This is a genomic window from Photobacterium leiognathi (genome assembly GCF_030685535.1).
GTDB classification, from domain to species: Bacteria; Pseudomonadota; Gammaproteobacteria; order Enterobacterales; family Vibrionaceae; genus Photobacterium; species Photobacterium leiognathi.
Window position 1 is genome coordinate 2887464 of record NZ_CP131601.1, and the last position, 19667, is coordinate 2907130.

The 19667-nt window shown below is 43.7% G+C and carries 15 protein-coding genes, 1 pseudogene and 1 riboswitch; of the genes and pseudogenes, 13 read left to right on the forward strand and 3 right to left on the reverse strand.

The features are described from left to right. Nucleotides 1-7: 7 nt before the first annotated feature. The 4 genes from leuD to thiQ all read left to right on the forward strand — a co-directional run bounded on the left by leuD (nucleotide 8) and on the right by thiQ (nucleotide 4439). Complete coding sequence (gene leuD / locus Q7674_RS19995) at nucleotides 8-610, forward strand: 3-isopropylmalate dehydratase small subunit (protein ID WP_008989818.1); 603 nt, start codon at nucleotides 8-10, stop codon at nucleotides 608-610. Nucleotides 611-873: 263 nt separating this feature from the next. Next, a riboswitch (TPP riboswitch) is annotated at nucleotides 874-986 on the forward strand. Between the two features lie 86 nt (nucleotides 987-1072). Beyond that, on the forward strand, nucleotides 1073-2095 hold the full coding sequence (gene thiB, locus Q7674_RS20000) for a thiamine ABC transporter substrate binding subunit (protein WP_237156773.1): 1023 nt from the start codon (nucleotides 1073-1075) through the stop codon (nucleotides 2093-2095). A gap of 42 nt (nucleotides 2096-2137) precedes the next feature. Then, entirely contained in the window at nucleotides 2138-3718 is a 1581-nt protein-coding gene (thiP, locus tag Q7674_RS20005; protein WP_305424168.1) for a thiamine/thiamine pyrophosphate ABC transporter permease ThiP, read from the forward strand. Further along, nucleotides 3705-4439 carry a thiamine ABC transporter ATP-binding protein gene (gene thiQ / locus Q7674_RS20010; RefSeq protein ID WP_023932265.1) on the forward strand — a complete coding sequence of 245 codons (735 nt, stop codon included), beginning with the start codon at nucleotides 3705-3707 and terminating at the stop codon, nucleotides 4437-4439. The genes thiP and thiQ overlap by 14 nt, the downstream gene beginning before the upstream one ends. 82 nt (nucleotides 4440-4521) lie before the next feature. On the opposite strand, the gene Q7674_RS20015 is transcribed toward thiQ, so the two are convergent. Further along, nucleotides 4522-5898 (reverse strand): PhoH family protein, encoded by a 1377-nt coding sequence (locus Q7674_RS20015; RefSeq protein ID WP_045063525.1) that lies wholly within the window; start codon nucleotides 5896-5898, stop codon nucleotides 4522-4524. A gap of 323 nt (nucleotides 5899-6221) precedes the next feature. On the opposite strand from Q7674_RS20015, the gene rapA reads away from it, so the two are divergent. The 3 genes from rapA (at nucleotide 6222) to Q7674_RS20030 (ending at nucleotide 11066) form a co-directional block, all read left to right on the forward strand. After that, nucleotides 6222-9140 carry an RNA polymerase-associated protein RapA gene (rapA, locus tag Q7674_RS20020; RefSeq protein ID WP_045063524.1) on the forward strand — a complete coding sequence of 973 codons (2919 nt, stop codon included), beginning with the start codon at nucleotides 6222-6224 and terminating at the stop codon, nucleotides 9138-9140. Between the two features lie 151 nt (nucleotides 9141-9291). After that, complete coding sequence (gene rluA, locus Q7674_RS20025) at nucleotides 9292-9999, forward strand: bifunctional tRNA pseudouridine(32) synthase/23S rRNA pseudouridine(746) synthase RluA (RefSeq protein ID WP_043128848.1); 708 nt, start codon at nucleotides 9292-9294, stop codon at nucleotides 9997-9999. A gap of 113 nt (nucleotides 10000-10112) precedes the next feature. Continuing rightward, nucleotides 10113-11066, forward strand: a complete 954-nt coding sequence (locus Q7674_RS20030; RefSeq protein ID WP_045063521.1) for a D-2-hydroxyacid dehydrogenase — start codon at nucleotides 10113-10115, stop codon at nucleotides 11064-11066. A gap of 65 nt (nucleotides 11067-11131) precedes the next feature. Here Q7674_RS20030 and djlA read toward each other — a convergent pair whose 3' ends face one another. Beyond that, the gene (gene djlA, locus Q7674_RS20035) at nucleotides 11132-11983 is read right to left on the reverse strand and encodes a co-chaperone DjlA (RefSeq protein WP_023932270.1); all 852 of its coding nucleotides are present in this window, start codon (nucleotides 11981-11983) and stop codon (nucleotides 11132-11134) included. Nucleotides 11984-12155: 172 nt separating this feature from the next. On the opposite strand from djlA, the pseudogene lptD reads away from it, so the two are divergent. From lptD to Q7674_RS20065, 6 genes and pseudogenes are all read left to right on the forward strand, one after another. Continuing rightward, a pseudogene (lptD, locus tag Q7674_RS20040) lies at nucleotides 12156-14565 on the forward strand (LPS assembly protein LptD). Between the two features lie 45 nt (nucleotides 14566-14610). Next, a complete protein-coding gene (surA, locus tag Q7674_RS20045) occupies nucleotides 14611-15912 on the forward strand; it encodes a peptidylprolyl isomerase SurA (protein ID WP_045063517.1) in 1302 nt (433 codons plus the stop codon). A gap of 10 nt (nucleotides 15913-15922) precedes the next feature. Then, nucleotides 15923-16915, forward strand: a complete 993-nt coding sequence (gene pdxA, locus Q7674_RS20050; protein ID WP_305424170.1) for a 4-hydroxythreonine-4-phosphate dehydrogenase PdxA — start codon at nucleotides 15923-15925, stop codon at nucleotides 16913-16915. After that, entirely contained in the window at nucleotides 16912-17736 is an 825-nt protein-coding gene (rsmA, locus tag Q7674_RS20055; protein WP_045063516.1) for a 16S rRNA (adenine(1518)-N(6)/adenine(1519)-N(6))-dimethyltransferase RsmA, read from the forward strand. Before pdxA ends, rsmA begins: the two co-directional genes overlap by 4 nt. Before the next feature lie 110 nt (nucleotides 17737-17846). After that, nucleotides 17847-18239 (forward strand): Co2+/Mg2+ efflux facilitator ApaG/CorD, encoded by a 393-nt coding sequence (apaG, locus tag Q7674_RS20060; protein ID WP_179946574.1) that lies wholly within the window; start codon nucleotides 17847-17849, stop codon nucleotides 18237-18239. A gap of 34 nt (nucleotides 18240-18273) precedes the next feature. After that, a complete protein-coding gene (locus Q7674_RS20065; protein WP_045063514.1) occupies nucleotides 18274-19089 on the forward strand; it encodes a symmetrical bis(5'-nucleosyl)-tetraphosphatase in 816 nt (271 codons plus the stop codon). Between the two features lie 61 nt (nucleotides 19090-19150). On the opposite strand, the gene folA is transcribed toward Q7674_RS20065, so the two are convergent. Next, entirely contained in the window at nucleotides 19151-19633 is a 483-nt protein-coding gene (gene folA / locus Q7674_RS20070) for a type 3 dihydrofolate reductase (RefSeq protein WP_045063512.1), read from the reverse strand. Nucleotides 19634-19667 lie beyond the last annotated feature (34 nt).

Sequence of the window (19667 nt, forward strand, 5' to 3'; positions counted from 1 at the left end):
TGTGAACATGACTGGTTTTAAACAACACACTGGGCTTGTCGTACCGCTAGATGCTGCCAACGTCGATACCGATGCGATTATTCCAAAACAATTTTTGCAGAAAGTCACCCGAACTGGATTTGGTAAACACCTTTTCCATGACTGGCGTTTTCTTGATGATGCAGGCGAGCAAAACAACCCTGAATTTGTAATGAATGCCCCACGCTATCAAGGTGCAAGTATTCTGCTTGCTCGTGAAAACTTTGGCTGTGGTTCATCTCGTGAGCACGCACCATGGGCACTGGCTGATTACGGGATCCAAGTAATGATCGCACCAAGCTTTGCCGACATTTTCTACGGTAACTCGATCAACAACCAAATGGTGCCTGTTCGCCTAACCGAACAAGAAGTCGATGAGCTATTCCAATTTGTTGAAGCCAATGAAGGTGCTGAGATCAACGTCGATCTCGAAAAGATGATCGTCACCGCAAACAGTAAAACCTATTCATTCGAAATTGATGAATTCCGTCGCCACTGTTTGCTTAACGGTCTAGACAACATCGGCTTAACGCTACAACACGAAGATAAGATCGCCAGCTTTGAGAGCCAAATCCCTCGCTTCCTTGCTTGATCATTCATCATTTTAAACTTCATAGACGCCCTTTGTGGGCGTTTATTTTTTGTCGCTAATAACAAAACAAACAATAAAAGCAGGTTTTAGTCACCAAATACTCTATAGCCGTTTAGAAAAACGATTGCTTACTATTATCAAGGAATACAACATCTTGATGAGAGAGTGTTAATACTGCCATTGCTTTAAATAATATGCGCTTTGTCTACAACAGGCCGTGTATTCAGACGCTATCACTTATTTTCAGTAACAGGTACAATGCATTGTTCTCATTGGGGAGCCTGTTGGCTGAGATTGTTAAGCATACATGCTTTATACAGAACCCATCGAACCTGAACCAGGTAATGCTGGCGTAGGAATTGAGATACTCGAACATTTAACTAGGTGTTCGAGTCTGCTGCACCGCACGATGCGACAGCTCTCAAACCTGTGCCGCTCTCTCTTTCTATTTTTGTCCATAGGATGTCGGACATATCGGAGCGCATAGTGAAAAAAACAACCACTCTTCTAACACTTATCTCATTGTCACTTATCGCAAGCAGTGCTTTTGCTGCCGACAATACTCTCAATGTTTACACCTACAGCTCATTTGCATCTGAATGGGGTCCAGGCCCTGTGATCAAGAAAGCCTTTGAAGCGCAATGCAATGGCTGTAAGGTGAATTTTGTTTCACTAGAAGATGGCGTCTCTATTTTAAATCGTGTGCGTCTTGAAGGTAAAAACAGCAAAGCCGATATTCTGCTAGGGCTTGATAATAACCTGATGACAGAAGCGAAAAACACTGGATTACTAACAACCTCTAACGTTGATACCAGTAAGCTAACACTACCCAAAGGCTGGAGTGACAAGACGTTTGTTCCTTATGACTATGGTTATTTTGCCTTTGTCTACGACAGTTCAAAACTGCCAAATCCACCAGCAAGTCTTGATGCCTTGATCAAAGATCAAAACATTAGCGTGATCTACCAAGATCCTCGTACCTCAACGCCAGGCCAAGGTTTAATGTTGTGGATCAAGTCTGTCTATGGCGATAAAGCACCGGAAATGTGGCAGCAATTGGCAAAACACACCGTCACTGTAACCAAAGGCTGGTCAGAAGCTTATAACATGTTTTTAAAAGGCGAGTCAGATATGGTGTTGTCATACACCACATCACCTGCTTACCACATCATTGCTGAGAACAAGCATCAGTACAAAGCGGCTGATTTTAAAGAAGGTCACTACATGCAAGTAGAAGTCGCAGCGAAGATGAAAAATAGCCCACACCCAAAACTGGCTGATGAGTTCATGCAATTTATTGTCAGCGATGCTTTCCAATCACAAATCGCTACCCACAACTGGATGTATCCAGTGACAAAACAAAGCTTACCGAAAGGATTTGATGAGCTCACCGTACCAAGTAAAGCCCTTGAGTTTAGTGCCGATAAAGTGGCAACACACCGCAAAGCTTGGATCCGAGAGTGGCAACAAGCATTGACTCAATAATGGTTTAAGACTTTGAACAAACGCATCACCTTATTGCCCGGTATGATCAGTGCCGGGCTGATCATTTTCGTTGTCGTTTCTGCGCTGTATGCCTTAATCAGTGAAGCTGGCGACTGGCAACTTGCAACCTTATGGCATGATCCCTACCTGCGTCATGTAACGGGTTTTAGCTTCTATCAAGCGTTCCTCTCAACGCTACTTAGTATTATTCCAGCGATCCCCATCGCCTATGCTCTTTCTCGTCGTCAATTTATCGGCAAAGCCCTACTCCTTCGCCTCTTTGCGATGACATTGGTCATGCCCGTCTTAGTGGCCGTTTTTGGTTTGCTATCTATTTATGGCAAAAGCGGCATCATCAGCGACAGTTTGGGAACACTTGGCTTACCACCATTAAATATTTATGGCTTAAGTGGGATCTTACTGGCACATGTATTTTTAAACCTGCCGCTTACAGTACGCTTTTTACTGCAAAGCCTCGATGGTATTCCTGCTGAACAACATCAACTTGCTGCTCATTTAGGGATCACAGGATGGAGTAAGTTTCGCTTAATTGCATGGCCTCGACTACGCCAACAGCTACCGCACATTGCCGACTTAGTCTTCATGCTGTGCTTTACCAGTTTTGCGGTGATCATGTCATTAGGTGGCGGTCCTAAATCCACCACGATTGAACTTGCGATTTATCAAGCGCTTCGTTATGACTTTGATTTAGCAACTGGTGCTATTTTGGCGCTATGGCAAATGCTGCTGTGTTGTTCGTTAGTATTGATCACTCAACGCTTTGCTAAACCCCTCTCAACCCTAAATGGCTCGATCAATAAAATGGTGGTGAACTATCACGATCACTGGCGTGCTAAATGTTGGGATACCTTTTGGATCATCGTAGCATTACTGTTTGTCGTACCACCAATTTTCGCTGTGGTCGTTTCGGGTATTAACCGCCAATTGCTTAGTATCTTAGAGCAAGAGCAACTCTGGTCAGCGATTTATAATTCACTGCATATCGCCCTGTTTTCTTGTGTTCTCGCTTTCTGTGCTGGGGTGATGATTTTGATCACCAGTCGCAGTTTACGTTTAGCCCGTCGCAAGCTTGCCGCCGATGGTATCGAGATGATAGGTACCGTGATTTTAGTGACGCCGGGGCTGGTACTCAGTACCGGGATCTTCTTATTATTACGCCACTACACCGATGCTTATAGTGCTGCATTTTGGGTCGTAGTCTGTGTTAATGCCCTAATGGCGCTGCCGTATGTGATCAAAACATTAAGCCAACCAATGCTACATCTAGCGCAACAATATAATCCGTTATGTCGCAGTTTAGGTATGACACATCTATCACGATTACGCTTAGTTGAATGGCGTGCATTGCGTGCTCCTATCGCTCAGGCTTTAGCGATAAGCTTTGTGTTATCACTGGGGGATTTAGGTGCGATTGCATTATTTGGCAGCCAAGATTTTCAAACCTTGCCATTGTATTTATTTGAATTAATGGGCAGTTATCGAATGGATGCAGCAGCAGTTGCAGCACTCATTCTACTATTACTCAGCTTAGGTTTATTTAGTGTTGTCGAGTTTTTGGTTGTGACTCGCCATCGCCAAGGAGTTCATCATGCTAAACATTAATCAGCTCAACTATACCTATTTACCTCAACATAAAAATGAGGTGCCGATGGCATTGAGCTTTGATGTTCAACTTGAGCAAGGTGACATCGCCGCCCTTATTGGCCCAAGTGGTGCGGGTAAAAGTACTTTATTGGCGCTTATTGCAGGCTTCCTCGTGCCTGATAACGGTGATATTACGATTAATGGTGCATCTATCTGCCAGCTAGAGCCTGCGCAACGTCCGCTATCTATGCTATTTCAAGAGCACAATTTATTTCCCCACCTTAGTGTGTTTGAAAATATTGCATTGGGAATAAACCCTAAGCTCAAACTCACGACAGAGCAAAAACAGCGGGTGATTGATAGTGCTAAACAGGTAGGGATTGATACCTACCTTGAGCGTTTACCTGAACAGCTTTCTGGTGGTCAACGTCAACGGGTTGCGCTTGCGCGTTGTTTACTCCGTGATCGCCCTCTGCTGCTGCTTGATGAGCCCTTTTCAGCGTTAGATCCTGCGCTTCGCGCTGAAATGCTGACGTTAGTGAAACAACTGGCGAAAGAGAAAAACATCACGGTATTAATGATCACCCACAGCCCTGATGACGCCAGAAAAATCGCCGATAAATGTATTTTTATTGATGATGGCAAAATTAAAACGGCAGGTGTAACGCAAACAATACTTGATAATCCAAACATACCTGAGCTGAAAAAATACCTCGGATTAACGCCTACTGTGATTTGATTTATCTCTATCTACAATTAATTAACGACAAAAAAGCGAGCACCTAATGTGCTCGCTTTTCATATCTATTAAACAATGTGAATTAGAGGTTTTCTTCAGCAAATTCTGCAAGGCGGCTTCGCACCACACCATTGAGATAAATGTTGGCGCTGCCTTCGAAGTTTTTAAAGCGCTCAACAATGTAAGTTAGCCCTGATGTCACAGGCGATAAGTAATTCGAGTCAATTTGCGCTAAGTTACCCGAACAGACAATTTTAGTTCCTTCACCACAACGGGTGATAATGGTCTTGATTTGAGAAGCGGTTAAGTTTTGGCACTCATCCAATAATACAAAGGCATTTTGGATCGAGCGTCCGCGCATAAAGTTAATCGATTTAAATTGAATATTCGCTTTATCAAAAATGTACTTCATTGAGCCATCAGTACACACATCATGCTTATGAAGTGCTTCCATAGTATCGGTAACGGCAGCAAGCCAAGGCATCATTTTCTCTTCTTCTGTGCCCGGTAAGAAGCCGATAGATTCTGCAATTTCAGGTGTATTACGAGTGACAATGATCTTGTCATACATCCCTTTTTCAATCACCTGCTCAAGTGCTGCAGCCATCGCTAAGATGGTTTTACCACAGCCCGCAGGGCCCGTTAAGATCACCAGATCAATGTTTGGATCGAGCATGGCATCAAGTGCCATTCCTTGATAAATGTTTTTCGGGGTAACACCCCATGCTTGTCGATGCATTAACCGCTCTTGGCTAATGTCTTTGATGGTGACTGTTTCTTCATTAATACGCTGAATTCGCGCAGCAAAATCACTGCCTTCATCAACAAGGTACTGGTTTATATAAGGAGTCTCAAAAAGTGATTTAGGGAGTGTGTGCAGTGTCGCTCGGCCTTTATTTTCAGATTGGCACTCAGCAACGTTATCCCAAAAGTCACCACTGTAACGATGAAAACCTTTACTTAATAAGGCAACATCATCAATAAGTTGGTCGGTACGATAATCATCAACATGTAATACACCTGCACCTTTAGCGCGCAATCGCATATTAATGTCTTTGGTCACTAATACCACAGGTCGTGGCGCATGTTTTTGTTGCAGAAAAAGAACACTGTTAAGGATACGGTTATCACCTGCTTTATCACTAAAAGCATGAACCGTTTCTTTTACTTCATAATCGGCAAAAATAGAGATTGTGCCGCTATGTGCGACCGTGTCATTGAAAGGAATACCTGCTGAGATTTGCTCAGGTGGCGCATCGTGAAAAATATCTTCTAACGCACGTATGGCGACTCGTGCATCACGAGAAACATCACGTTTACTGTCTTTAATTCTGTCCAATTCTTCCAGTACCGTCATGGGAATAACCACGTCGTGTTCCTGAAATGAAAAGAACGCCAGAGGCTCGTGGAGCAGAATATTTGTATCTAGTACAAACAGTTTCCGTGCGGCGTCGTCCATAGGCACCTCCTTGGTTGTCTGGACAGCGATAATTTAGCTATCACTCTTTTAGCTTACGTCATAATTTACAATCCGGTTTAATTCTGACGTTTTTCTTATTAAGCCCTCTCTAAATGAAAGTTTTATGATGATTTTACTGTGACGTATTTTCATCACTTTCACCGTGACCTTAATCACATCATGCAGTAACATTACTCCCCTTTTTTGAGCTATGCACAAATTTCAAATTCTAGCGTACACTTATCTTCAGTGTCGCTTATTAATAAACTGCATAGCTTAATGCACTCTCTTTGATATCAAATAATTAGAAGGTTTCTACCACTATGCCATTTGCTTTGGGTCAACGTTGGATCAGTGATACAGAAAGTGATTTAGGTCTAGGTACCGTTGTCGCTCTTGAACCAAGAACGGTTACCTTGATGTTCCCCGCATCAGATGAAAACCGCCTATATGCACGTAATGATGCCCCTGTTACCCGTGTCATGTTTAATATTGGTGATGTGATTGAAAGCCATGAAGGTTGGTCACTAAAGGTAGAAGCGATCAACGAAGACAATGGTGTGATCACTTATATCGGTACTCGCACTGATACCGAAGAAGAAAATGTCTCGCTACGCGAAGTTTTCTTAAGCCACCAAATCCGTTTCAACAAGCCACAAGATAAGCTATTTGCAGGTCAAATCGATCGCATGGATCGCTTTGCATTGCGTTACCGTGCGCTAAAAAACCAATACGAGCAGCTTAAGAGCCCATTACGTGGTTTGTGTGGTATGCGTGCAGGCTTGATCCCCCATCAGCTATACATCGCCCATGAAGTAGGTCGTCGTTACGCACCTCGTGTTTTACTTGCCGATGAAGTTGGTTTAGGTAAAACCATTGAAGCAGGCATGATCATCCACCAACAAGTGCTATCAGGCCGTGCTGAACGTATTCTGATCGTGTTACCTGAAACCCTACAGCACCAATGGCTAGTTGAAATGATGCGTCGTTTCAATCTGCACTTCTCAATCTTTGATGAAGAGCGTTGTGTTGAAGCCTTTGCTGATGCGGCCAACCCTTTTGATACCGCGCAATATGTGCTGTGTTCTTTAGACTTTTTACGTAAAAGCCGTCGTCGCTTTGAACAAGCACTAGATGCTGATTGGGATCTACTGGTTGTCGATGAAGCGCACCACCTTGAGTGGAGTGAAGATAAGCCAAGTCGCCAATACCAAGTGATTGAAGCACTAGCTGAAAAAACACCGAGCGTACTGCTACTAACCGCAACACCTGAGCAATTAGGTCGTGAAAGTCACTTCGCACGTCTACGTATTCTCGATCCTGATCGTTTCTACGATTACGAAGCGTTTGTTGAAGAAGAGCGTCAATATGAGCCTGTTGCTGATGCCGTAACTCAACTGCTTTCTGGTGAGAAACTCAATAACGACGCTAAAAACACCTTAACAGAGCTGTTATCTGAGCAAGATATCGAGCCAATGTTGCGTGTTATCGAAGATTCAACGCAAGACGATCCTGAAGCTTTAACGGCACGTCATGAGTTGATCAACAACCTGATGGATCGTCATGGTACGGGTCGCGTATTGTTCCGTAATACCCGCTCTGCAATTACAGGTTTCCCTCAACGCCACCTAAACATGTATCCGCTAGCAATGCCAAGCCAATACACTACTGCAATGCGTGTAGCTGCAATGATGGGCGGCAAAATGGGTGTCAACGAGAAAGCAATCAAGCTGCTGTATCCTGAAGATATCTACCAAGAGTTTGAAGGTGAATCTGCAACTTGGTGGAACTTCGATCCTCGCGTGAACTGGCTGCTAGATATGCTAAAAGCCAACCGTAACGAGAAGGTATTAGTGATCTGCTCTCGTGCACAAACAGCACTTACGCTAGAACAAGCACTGCGTGAACGTGAAGGTATTCGCGCTACTGTGTTCCACGAAGGTATGTCGATCATCGAGCGTGATAAAGCAGCCGCTTACTTTGCGCAAGAAGAAGATGGCGCACAAGTATTGCTATGTTCGGAAATTGGTTCAGAAGGTCGTAACTTCCAGTTTGCTAACCAATTAGTGATGTTTGATCTACCAAGCAATCCAGATCTGCTAGAGCAGCGTATTGGTCGTTTGGATCGTATTGGTCAAAAACGTGAAATCGAAATTCATGTACCTTACCTAGAAGGGACTTCTCAAGCACTATTGGCACGTTGGTTTAACGAAGGTTTAAATGCCTTTGAAGAAACGTGTCCAACAGGTCGTGCGGTTTATGAAGAAGTCAGTGAAGATCTGATCACCTTACTTGCTAGCGATAAGCATGATGTTGAAGCGCTAGAGTCTGTGATTCAACGCAGTGCAGAAATGCACAGCGAGCTAAAAACAAAGCTTGAGCAAGGTCGTGACCGCCTATTAGAAATTCACTCTAATGGTGGTGAAGAAGCACAAAAACTGGTTGAAGAAATTGGCGCAAAAGATGGCGATACTAACCTGGTGACTTTCGCACTTGGCTTATTCGATACCATTGGTTTGAACCAAGATGACAAAGGTGAAAATGCGATTGTTGTGACGCCTTCAGAGCACATGATGGTGGCAAGCTACCCTGGCTTACCTTACGACGGCTGTACCATCACATTTGATCGTGATACGGCACTATCTCGTGAAGATATGCACTTTATCAGTTGGGAGCACCCAATGATCCAAGGTGGTATCGAGTTACTACTTAGCGAAGGTGTCGGTACAACAGCGGTTTCTCTGCTTAAGAACAAAGCACTACCCGTTGGTACACTGCTACTTGAGCTGATCTACGTGGTAGACGCACAAGCACCAAAACAATCAGGTATTGGTCGTTTCTTACCGAAAACCCCAATCCGTATTCTGCTTGATGGTAAAGGCAATAACCTATCGGCTAACGTTGAGTTTGAAGGCTTTAACCGCCAGCTAAGCCCTGTTAATCGCCACCTTGGTAGCAAACTGGTTAACTCAGTACAAAAAGACATTCATACCTTAATTGAGTTTGCAGAGCGCGAGATCAGTAAAGAGTTAGATGTGGTTCGCAGCCAAGCGCAAGCTGAAATGGAAGCAACACTACGTGCTGAGTTTGATCGTCTACAAGCGTTAAAAGCAGTTAACCCGAATATTCGTGATGACGAATTGGAGTTAATCGAAAGCCAGATTAATGAGCTGACAGGCTACATTGAGAAAGCTCAGATCCAATTAGATTCACTACGATTAATTGTTGTGAGCCATAACTAAGCCACGATAGATTGATAACAATGAAAAGCCGTGAGTATTTAAACCAATACTCGCGGCTTTTTTCTTAAACCCCTTCGCCAAACATACCAATTTGCTACTATTCATATTAGTATTCAGCCCGTTTTTTTCACCTTAACCCTGCGAGCGCATCATGAAACCATTGCCAGTGCTGAACTACAATCCACCAACAGATCCATGGTTGGATACCCTTTTTCTTGATAGCGACATTATTGCGGTTAATAAGCCTTCCGGCATACTGTCAAACCCAGGGCGTGCACCTGAGCACCATGACAGTATCTTTGCTCGTGTCCTCGCTGAGCACCCAGAATCCCAAATCGTCCATCGTTTAGATATGGGCACTTCAGGTCTCATTGTGCTGGCACTTAATAAATATTCTGAGCGTCATTTAAAAGCACAGTTTCGTGAACGTGAAACACAAAAAGTTTACTACGCCCGCGTATGGGGACATATCGCGCAAGATACGGGCACCGTTGATCTGCCACTGATCTGCGATTGGCCAAATCGTCCTCGCCAAAAAGTGTGCTTTGATGATGGTAAACCGTCTGTGACCCATTACGAAGTGGTTAGCCGAGATGAGAAAACCACTTTAGTTCGCCTGCTTCCAGTAACGGGTCGCTCTCACCAGCTACGCGTACACATGCAAGCATTAGGTCACCCAATTTTAGGCGACCAATTCTATGCAGCCGATGAAGCGCTTGAAGCTTCTCCTCGTCTATTACTCCATGCTGCAGAGCTGACATTTACTCATCCCGGAACAGATGAGCCAATGCATTTATTCGCACCTTGTGAGTTCTACCCAGATGCGCCTACACAAACGATTTTTAATAAAAAGTCGTAACGGCAATCACGCAATAGCAATCAAAGAGATGATTAGATTGTAAGTACAAACAATGCTAGCTTAGTTGCTAGCATTTTTATTTCAGCGGAACGTGACGTTCCATGGAGCTTACAATGGAACATATCGTCTTTTTAGATCGCGCAACCATTCCAAGCCATATCACTATCCCTCGTCCACGCATTCCTCATCAGTGGACTCAATACCAGCTCACCAAGCCCGAGCAAGTGATTGAACGCTTACAAGATGCCACCATCGTTATTAGCAATAAAGTTTTACTCACTGCCGATATTTTATCTCAGTTGCCAAAGCTAAAATTTATCGCCATTGGCGCAACGGGAACCAATAATGTCGATATTAATTATTGTCATCAACATCACCTTCCTGTGGCGAATATTCGTGGTTATGCGACACGCTCAGTCCCTGAACATGTGATTGCAATGATATTTGCTTTAAAACGTAATATTTTTGGCTATCAGCAAGATATCATCGCTGGCGAGTGGCAAAAACAACAACAATTTTGTTTTTTCACTCACCCAATTAGTGATATTGCAGGATCAACCTTGGGTATTGTAGGTAAAGGAAGTTTAGGGCAAGCGACAGCAAACTTAGCTAAAGCGCTGGGGATGAAGGTGCTATTTGCAGATCATAAAGGGACAAGTATATGTCGTGATGGCTACACTCCTTTTAATGACGTATTACAACAAGCAGATATACTGAGCTTACATTGTCCACTGACACCAGAGACCCAAAACTTAATCACTAGAGTTGAGCTTCAGAAAATGAAGCCGAATGCGATTTTAATTAACACTGGACGTGGCGGCTTAGTCAATGAACAAGACCTAGTCGATGCATTGCTACATCAAGATATTGCAGGTGCTGGTTGTGATGTGTTTACTACAGAGCCACCAGCTGATGATAATCCATTATTACAGTATGCCCATTTACCGAACTTATTACTCACTCCACATGTCGCTTGGGGCTCAGATTCAGCCATTACAACCTTAGTTGAGCAGCTGATTGAAAATATTGAATACTTTTGTAATGGCAAACCGCAAAATCTCGTTTAAATATCAGCCCAATAAAAAAGCGAGCTCGAGGCTCGCTTTTTTATTTATTCAACGCAGGCTTTTGATTATTTAAATCCTTTCTCTTTTCGGATCAAATCATATGCGGCTTGTAGCTCTTGGGTTTTCTGTTTAGCGATTTCCATCATCTCTGGTGGTAAACCTTTTGCAGCCAGTTTATCAGGGTGATGTTCGTTCATTTGCTTACGATAAGCACGCTTTACATCTTGTGCTGAAGCATTTTCATCAACGCCTAATAGATTAAATGCATCTGCTAATTGATCACGACTTGGTGGCGCTTGGTAACTACCGCCTTGCTGTTGATACTGCTGATGGAAGCCACCTTGTTGGAAACGAAACGCCGCTTCTTGCATACGTAAACGTTGCTCAAGTTGTGCTTCTGAGAAACCAAGGTAACGCGCAATGATGTGCAGTAACTGACGCTCTTTCGGGTGAATCGAGCCATCAGCAAATGCAGCTTGAATTTGTAACTCTAAAAAGAACTGTAATAGATCTGCACGACCTGCACGGCTACGCACTCGATTTAGTGTCTCTTCTAACGGAAAGTTATCTTCTTTGCCTTCACGAAATGCATTTTGTGCTTGAAGGCGAGACTCTCCTTGTAAGCCCATACGATCCATGATCGCACTTGCAACACGGATTTCTTCTTTTGTTACACGCCCTTTAGCTTTTGCGACATGTCCCATAACTGCGAAGCAAGCATGAAAAAAGGCAGCTTGCTGCTCTGCACTGCTAGCTCGGTTTTGTCCAAATCCAGCAAAACCGCCATTCATCTGACGGGCGTACGCCTTATCAAACTGATGACCAATAAATAAGCCAATCAACAATCCAGGCAATTTACCAATGGAGAGGCCAAGTAACGCACCAATAATTTTTCCCCATATACCTGTCTTCTGCATTCTATACTCTCTGGTAATTTGTTAAATTTTTTCAAGGTTTACCCAACAGCATGCGCTGAAAAGATGCTGTCTGGTCGAATTTGCATTATGATAGCTGTCATTTATCGGGAATGCTTGTAAAAAGCGCAATTATTCGCCTTGCTCTCAAACTGATACAGGAATGTTGAATCTGATGTCACTTACCTCTCACAGCTTACTTGCCACCATGATTGGCCTTGCCATATATGGGATAGCGATGGCAGAAGATGCCACTTCTTTACATAAAGATATCAACAATAAACATGCTGTAGCAGAAGATCAAAGCACAAATAAAGCAATCGCTAATGATCCTTTAGCTATGGTACGTGGTGTTTGTATCGCGCCAGAAGATCGCAAAGAAGATACCAATAACTTACCAATACACATTGAAGCAGACAGTGCAAAAGCTCAGAACGAGCATCAAGCTGTTTACACTCGGTGATGTAATTGTTCAGCAAGGTACCCGTACTATTGCAGCAGATAAGGTAACACTAAAACAACCAGAAAATATTGTTACCGCCAAGGGCAACGTTTTCTACCACGACGGTGGTATTGAAATGGAAGCCAAACAGTTACAAAGTGATCTTGATACCAAAGATTCACAAATGGATGATGCCGTCTACCGTATGACCTGTCAGGCAGGTCGTGGTGAAGCAGAGCAAATCGACAAGCGTAATGTTGATGGTACTCAATTCTACAAAATGAAAGACGGTACCTACACCACCTGTCCTGAAGGCGATAAAAGCTGGCGCTTTGCGGCAGGATCGCTAGAGCGTGATGGTGAATCGCCTTTTGCCGATCTCTACAACGCGCGCTTTGAAGTGCTTGATGTGCCTGTATTCTATTTACCTTGGTTACGTGTCCCAGTAACAGATGAGCGTATGACAGGTTTCCTATACCCAACGTTAACCTATGGTTCACGCAACGGTATGGAGTATGAAGCGCCGTTCTATTGGAATATCGCACCGAACTACGATTTAACCTTAACGCCGAAATACATGAACCACCGTGGTTTACAAACAACAGCGAAGTTCCGCTACTTAACTGATTTAGGTGAAGGTCATTTAATTGGCGAATACATGGGGCGAGATAAGAAAACTGATTACGATAAACGCTGGGGTTTCCAATGGAAACACAGCGGGATCATTGATGAAAACTGGCTGGTTGATATCGACTATAGCAAGGTCAGTGATTACAAGTATTTTGACAGCGGCTTAGATTCCAGCATTGGTGAGCGTGAAGATAACAACCTGCTCCAAACAGCAGAGGTGTCTTACCGTAATACTAATTGGGATACCATGCTAATGGTGCGTGACTTCCAACCACTAACGGTGGATGGACAGGGTACACAGTATCGTTTAATGCCTCAGCTATCATCAACTTACTATCGTAACAACTTAGGCTATGGGCTCGATTTTAAAATGCCAATGAGCATCAGTAAGTTCGATAACGACGCTAAAAACAAACCAACAGCGGATCGCATAACGTTAGAACCAACCCTAACGCTACCTTATGCGACGCCGTGGTGGTCTGTAACTACACAAGCAAAAGTTAACTACGCCCATTACAATCAAGACAAGAAAGAATCTGGCTTAACAGATCTAAAAGATAATGTTGATCGTGTCGTTCCTGAATTTCGTGTCAACAGTAGCCTTTACTTTGAACGTGATACCTCTATTTTAGGTAGCCACTACACCCAAAGTTTAGAGCCACAGATTCAGTACCTTTACATTAAAGATGTTGATCAAAAAGGGATTTATAACCCGTTTGATTATGTTGGTGGTGGCTATGATTCAACTCGCTTACAACAAGATTACTATGGCTTGTTCAGTGATCGTACCTACAGCGGCAATGACTATATTGCGCCTGCGAACCAATTCACAATTGGTGCATCAACCCGTTACTTTGACGAAGATTTTAAGGAACGATTTAGCCTATCTGTAGGTCAAATATTCTATATTGATAAGCCAGTTAACAAAGGAACGGATAACAAAGAAGCGAAAAGTTATTCGGCAACCGCGGTTGAAACAGAATTTAACCTTGATGATAACTTGTTCTTAAAGAGTTCAATGCAATATGACTCAAGTGAAAATGAAATCCAGCAAGGTAGCACTACCGTTGAATATCGTAACGGTGGAGTATTTATTCAACCAAGTTACCGTTACGTATCTAGCGATTATCTAACCAAGTACGTTAATAACCCGAACCCAATCATTCCTGGCACCAAAGATAAACGTGATGGTATTTCACAATTAGGTTTATCCGTAGGCTTCCCTGTGAGTGATAGTATTGATGTAAAAGCGGACTACTTCCAAGACATGAATGTCAACAAGATGCTGGAAAGTAAAGTCGGCTTCACTTACCGCTCTGCATGTTGGATGATTGGTCTTAGCTACAACCGTTATGCGAAAGATCCACTATCACAAGACTTTACTGAATATGATAGCAACGTAAGCTTCTCATTCAGCTTACTGGGTTTACAAGGTATGCGACCATTTGGTAAATCATCGGATGATGGCGGTAATATTTTGTCTTACGGCGATCCGTTCACTCTTAACAATTAATGTTTAGGCGGTACCTGTGCCGCCTCATAACCTGATGGAATATAAATGAAAAAGTGGAAGTATTCTGTACTTAGTCTAATGATGATGGGCATGTCAGCAACCAGCATGGCAGCACCTCAAGAGCTAGATCAAGTTGTCATGACTGTTAACGATGGAGTGATCCTACAAAGCGACGTTAACGCAATGCTTAAAACCGTTCATCTAAACGCTGCTGAAGAACACCAACAGTTGCCACCTAATGACATTTTACGTCAGCAAGTGATGGACAAGTTGATCATGGAAAACTTACAGATCCAACAAGCAAAACAGCTTGGGATCCGTATTGATGATAGTCAGCTAGATCAAGCGATTGCAGATGTTGCTAAACAACGTGGTATGACTGTCGATCAACTTCGTCAAACATTAGCTAAAGCAGGGATCTCTTACCCTATGTTCCGTGAACAAATGCGTAACGACATGCTTGCATCAGAAGCGCGCACCGTGATTGTTCGTAAGCGTGTAAATATTCTGCCACAAGAAGTGGATGCGCTAGCAAAACAAATGGCTAAGCAAACACAGCAAAACGTACAATACAACATCAGCCAAATTCAGATTCGCGTTGATGAAGATGCTGATAAAGCAGCACGTGATAAAGCTAAGCAAGAAGCAGAAGATATTGTTGCTCAGCTAAAGAAAGGCGCTGATTTCTCGCAACTGGCTTACCGCTACTCAAAAGGTCCGAAAGCCTTAAAAGGTGGTGAATGGGGCTGGATGAGCAAAGAGGAAATGCCAACTATTTTTGCTGATCAAATTCAAAATAATGGTAAGGATGCGATCATTGGTCCATTCCGCAGTGGTGTGGGTTACCACATCCTAAAGATCAACGACGTAAAAGGCATGCCTAGCGTCTCTGTGGTTGAAGTGAAAGCTCGTCACATTTTGATCAAACCATCAGTGATCCTAAGCGATGCTGCTGCGAAGAAAGAGCTTGAGCAAATTCGCCAACGTATCATTAGCGGTAAACAAAGCTTTGCTGCAGCAGCGAAAGCTTACAGCCAAGATCCAGGTTCAGCCGCTAATGGTGGTGAGCTAGGTTGGCAGGTGCCTGATATGTACGCGCCAGCATTTAAAGACAAAGTAGAAACGCTTCCTGTTGATAAAATCAGCGAACCGTTTAAATCAGCGTTTGGTTGGCACATTGTAGAAGTAGAAGGTCGTCGTAAAGTCGATCGTACTGATGCAGCAATGAAGAACCGTGCAGCACAAATCCTATTTAACCGTAAGTTCAATGAAGAAGCGCAAACCTGGCTACAAGAGCTGCGTGCTGGCGCTTACATTGAACAAATGAATAAGGTAAATAATGACTAACACAAGTACAGTGACTAACACGCAACGGATTGCAATTACCCCTGGTGAGCCTGCTGGAATAGGCCCTGATTTAGTCATTGCCTTGTGTCAGCAAGATTGGCCGCACCAACTTGTCATTTGTGCTGACGCACAGGTTATGGTAGAACGTGCGGCTAAATTAGGTTTACCACTAAACATTTTACCCTATCAGCCAGAGCTTGCTGCAAAGCCGCATCAGGCAGGAACTATCACAGTGGCACAAATTGATCGTGCTGTTGATGTTATTCCAGGCGAGTTAGACGAACGAAACGGCATGTATGTGCTATCGACGTTACAACGCGCAGCTGAAGGATGTATGAATGGCGAGTTCGCCGCGCTTGTAACAGGCCCTGTACATAAAGGGGTCATTAACCGAGCAGGTGTCTCATTTAGTGGTCATACCGAGTTTTTTGCACAACAATCAGAAACCGCACAGGTTGTGATGATGCTTGCTACCGAGGGATTACGAGTTGCGTTAGTTACCACTCACATTCCTCTTGGCTGTGTATCAAAAGCCATTACTGAAGCGCGATTAAAGCAAGTAATTCGTATATTACATGCAGATCTTGTCAGTAAATTCGGTATTCCATCACCGAAAATTTACGTGTGCGGTTTAAATCCTCATGCTGGTGAAGATGGTTGTTTAGGGCGCGAAGAAATCGACGTAATTTCTCCCACTCTGGAACAACTACGCCAGCAAGAGTATATGGATCTTATCGGCCCATTACTAGCTGATACTATTTTCCAAGAAAAATATTTAGCTGATGCCGATACGGTATTGGCAATGTATCACGATCAAGGGCTACCGGTGCTGAAATACAAAGGCTTCGGTAAATCCGTTAACATTACGTTAGGGTTGCCCTTTATCCGAACTTCAGTAGATCATGGTACCGCACTGGAACTCGCAGGTACCGGACAGGCAGATACAGGTAGCCTTTGGACAGCGCTATCTCACGCCCTCGAATTGGTAGATAAACAAGCATGAGCAGCGATCAAGTCCATCTAGGTCACCGCGCCCGTAAGCGCTTTGGTCAGAACTTTTTGAACGATCCGTACATCATTGATGGCATTGTGTCAGCAATTAACCCGAAACCAGGTCAGAACTTAGTTGAGATCGGCCCTGGTCTAGGTGCAATCACAGAGCAAGTCGGTAAACTAGTTGATAAATTTACTGTTATCGAACTTGACCGTGATCTTGCAGAGCGCCTTGAGAATCACCCAGATCTAGCTTCAAAGCTAACGATCCACCAAGGTGATGCGATGCGCTTTGACTTTACGCAACTTATTAAAGAAAACAATAAGCTACGTATTTTTGGTAACTTGCCATACAACATCTCAACCCCTTTAATGTTCCACATTTTTGAATTCCACAAAGATGTGCAAGACATGCACTTCATGCTACAGAAAGAAGTGGTTAATCGTCTTGCGGCAGGCCCAGGTAGCAAAGCATATGGTCGTCTAACGGTCATGGCACAATACTACTGTCGTGTAATGCCAGTACTGGAAGTACCGCCAGAGTCTTTCGTACCAGCACCAAAAGTAGATTCAGCAGTGGTACGTTTAACTCCTTACGAAACACTGCCATACCCATGTACTAACCTAAAATGGTTAGATCGCGTATGTCGTGAAGGCTTTAACCAGCGTCGTAAAACTATCCGTAACTGTTACAAAGCACTCTTCACAGCTGAGCAGTTAGAAGCGCTAGGTATTAACCCATCTCACCGCCCTGAAAACATCACTGTTGAACAGTTTGTTGCGATGGCTAACTGGTTAGATGCCAATTACCAAAAAGATGAGAACGCCTAAATTTATTTGAAGTGCGTTACACGAAAACCCCGAGAGCCTCACGGTTATCGGGGTTTTTCTTTCTTTGTGTTTGAATAAAGCTAGAATGAAAGAAGATCATACACAAAAGGATGTTGTCTGTGAGTATAACTTCTCCCCCAACAATCAAATGTTATGTTGTTACCCATTATCTCGCCGATCAATCCGAGCCAGATGAAAACCGTTACGTTTTTTCCTATACCATCACCATTCATAATCTTGGTCGAGGTCAAGCCCAGCTACTTAAACGCCACTGGTTGATCACCGATGCCAATGGCAAAAAGTTAGTCATCGACGGTGAAGGCGTGGTAGGTAAACAACCGGTAATTCAAGCAAGTGATGACTATACCTATACCAGTGGTACAATCATCGATACCCCGATCGGTGTAATGCAAGGCCATTACATAATGGAAGACGGGAACGGTAACAGCTTTAAAGTGGACATATCTCCATTTCGTTTGGCGATGCCCAATATTATTCACTAGCTGTGTCACTCACTTTCCTCAATACGAGAGCACTATGGCAACCTACCTTGTTGGTGATATTCAGGGGTGCTTACCTGATCTAAAAAAGCTCCTTTCTCAAGCAAACTTCAATCCAGAATACGATCAACTATGGCTTGCTGGCGATCTGGTGGCTCGTGGTCCAGAGTCATTGGAAACCCTACGCTTTGTAAAATCATTAGGTGATAGCGCCCAAGTAATTTTAGGTAATCACGATTTACATTTACTTGCAGCGGCAAACGGATTAGCACGTTTGAAGCCTAGTGATAAAACCCAAGCGATTTTAGAAGCGCCTGACTGCAACGAATTATTAGATTGGTTGCGCCACCAGCCACTATTAGCAGAGCACCCTGACTTTCCTCTTGTGATGGTACACGCAGGCATTAGCCCACAATGGTCACTGGCAACAGCACGTCAACGAGCCCGCCATGTCGAGGCCCTGCTACAATCCGATCGCTATGTGTGGCTGTTAGAAAACATGTATGGCGATGGGCCTGATTTTTGGCAAAAAGATCTGAGTGAATTAGAGCAACTTCGCTATACCATCAATAGCTTTACCCGTATGCGCTTTTGCGAGCCAGGTGGGCGTTTAGATATGCATTGTAAAGTAGAGCCGGGAAATCCAGATGTCGGCAGTTTAATCCCATGGTTTGAAGTAAAACGTGCAGAGCCGATTGAGAAAACCATTATCTTCGGTCATTGGGCGGCGCTAATGGGACATACGGATGAACACTGTATCGGGCTTGATACGGGCTGTGTATGGGGTAATAGTTTAACGATGCTGCGTTGGGAAGATGGCAAACGCTTTGTTACTGAGTGTCCAATCTATTAACTTGCGTAGTGTTTGAAAATAGAATAATGCCCACCATTTTGTGGGCATTATTTACATTTAATTAATCACGTTCAAGCACAGTAAAGTCCATCGCATACGCATTTTTTTCATCAGCAGCATAGTGCTCTGTACTCACTTGATGCCAGCCATCCCCCCATTCAGGAAAGCGTGTATCACCATCAAGATCAGCATCAATGAACGTCAAATACAAACAATCGGCTTGCGCTAAACAAGCTTGGTAAATACTGCCACCACCGATAATCATCAGCTCTTCAACATCGCCAGCCGCTTGCTTTGCGGCATTAATATCACCGACCACCGTGATCCCTTCAGCATGAAAGTCAGGATTTCGGCTGATCACGATATTATGGCGACCCGGTAGTGGACGACCTATCGATTCAAAGGTCTTACGCCCCATCACCACAGGCTTCCCTAAAGTACATTGTTTAAACCAAGCAAAATCAGCAGGCAAATGCCATGGCATCGCATTTTCTTTTCCAATTACTCGATCATGTGCCATTGCAGCGATCATACTGATCTTCATCTTTAGGGATCTCCTTTTAAATTCGTGAAGCTAG

Excerpts from the sequence above, each read along its gene's own strand:
- leuD (WP_008989818.1), top strand. The coding sequence starts at position 8 with ATGACTGGTTTTAAACAACACACTGGGCTTGTCGTACCGCTAGATGCT.
- thiB (WP_237156773.1), top strand. The coding sequence starts at position 1,073 with ATGTCGGACATATCGGAGCGCATAGTGAAAAAAACAACCACTCTTCTA.
- thiP (WP_305424168.1), top strand. The coding sequence starts at position 2,138 with ATGATCAGTGCCGGGCTGATCATTTTCGTTGTCGTTTCTGCGCTGTAT.
- thiQ (WP_023932265.1), top strand. The coding sequence starts at position 3,705 with ATGCTAAACATTAATCAGCTCAACTATACCTATTTACCTCAACATAAA.
- Q7674_RS20015 (WP_045063525.1), bottom strand. The coding sequence starts at position 5,898 with ATGGACGACGCCGCACGGAAACTGTTTGTACTAGATACAAATATTCTG.
- rapA (WP_045063524.1), top strand. The coding sequence starts at position 6,222 with ATGCCATTTGCTTTGGGTCAACGTTGGATCAGTGATACAGAAAGTGAT.
- rluA (WP_043128848.1), top strand. The coding sequence starts at position 9,292 with ATGAAACCATTGCCAGTGCTGAACTACAATCCACCAACAGATCCATGG.
- Q7674_RS20030 (WP_045063521.1), top strand. The coding sequence starts at position 10,113 with ATGGAACATATCGTCTTTTTAGATCGCGCAACCATTCCAAGCCATATC.
- djlA (WP_023932270.1), bottom strand. The coding sequence starts at position 11,983 with ATGCAGAAGACAGGTATATGGGGAAAAATTATTGGTGCGTTACTTGGC.
- surA (WP_045063517.1), top strand. The coding sequence starts at position 14,611 with ATGAAAAAGTGGAAGTATTCTGTACTTAGTCTAATGATGATGGGCATG.
- rsmA (WP_045063516.1), top strand. The coding sequence starts at position 16,912 with ATGAGCAGCGATCAAGTCCATCTAGGTCACCGCGCCCGTAAGCGCTTT.
- apaG (WP_179946574.1), top strand. The coding sequence starts at position 17,847 with ATGTTGTCTGTGAGTATAACTTCTCCCCCAACAATCAAATGTTATGTT.
- Q7674_RS20065 (WP_045063514.1), top strand. The coding sequence starts at position 18,274 with ATGGCAACCTACCTTGTTGGTGATATTCAGGGGTGCTTACCTGATCTA.
- folA (WP_045063512.1), bottom strand. The coding sequence starts at position 19,633 with ATGAAGATCAGTATGATCGCTGCAATGGCACATGATCGAGTAATTGGA.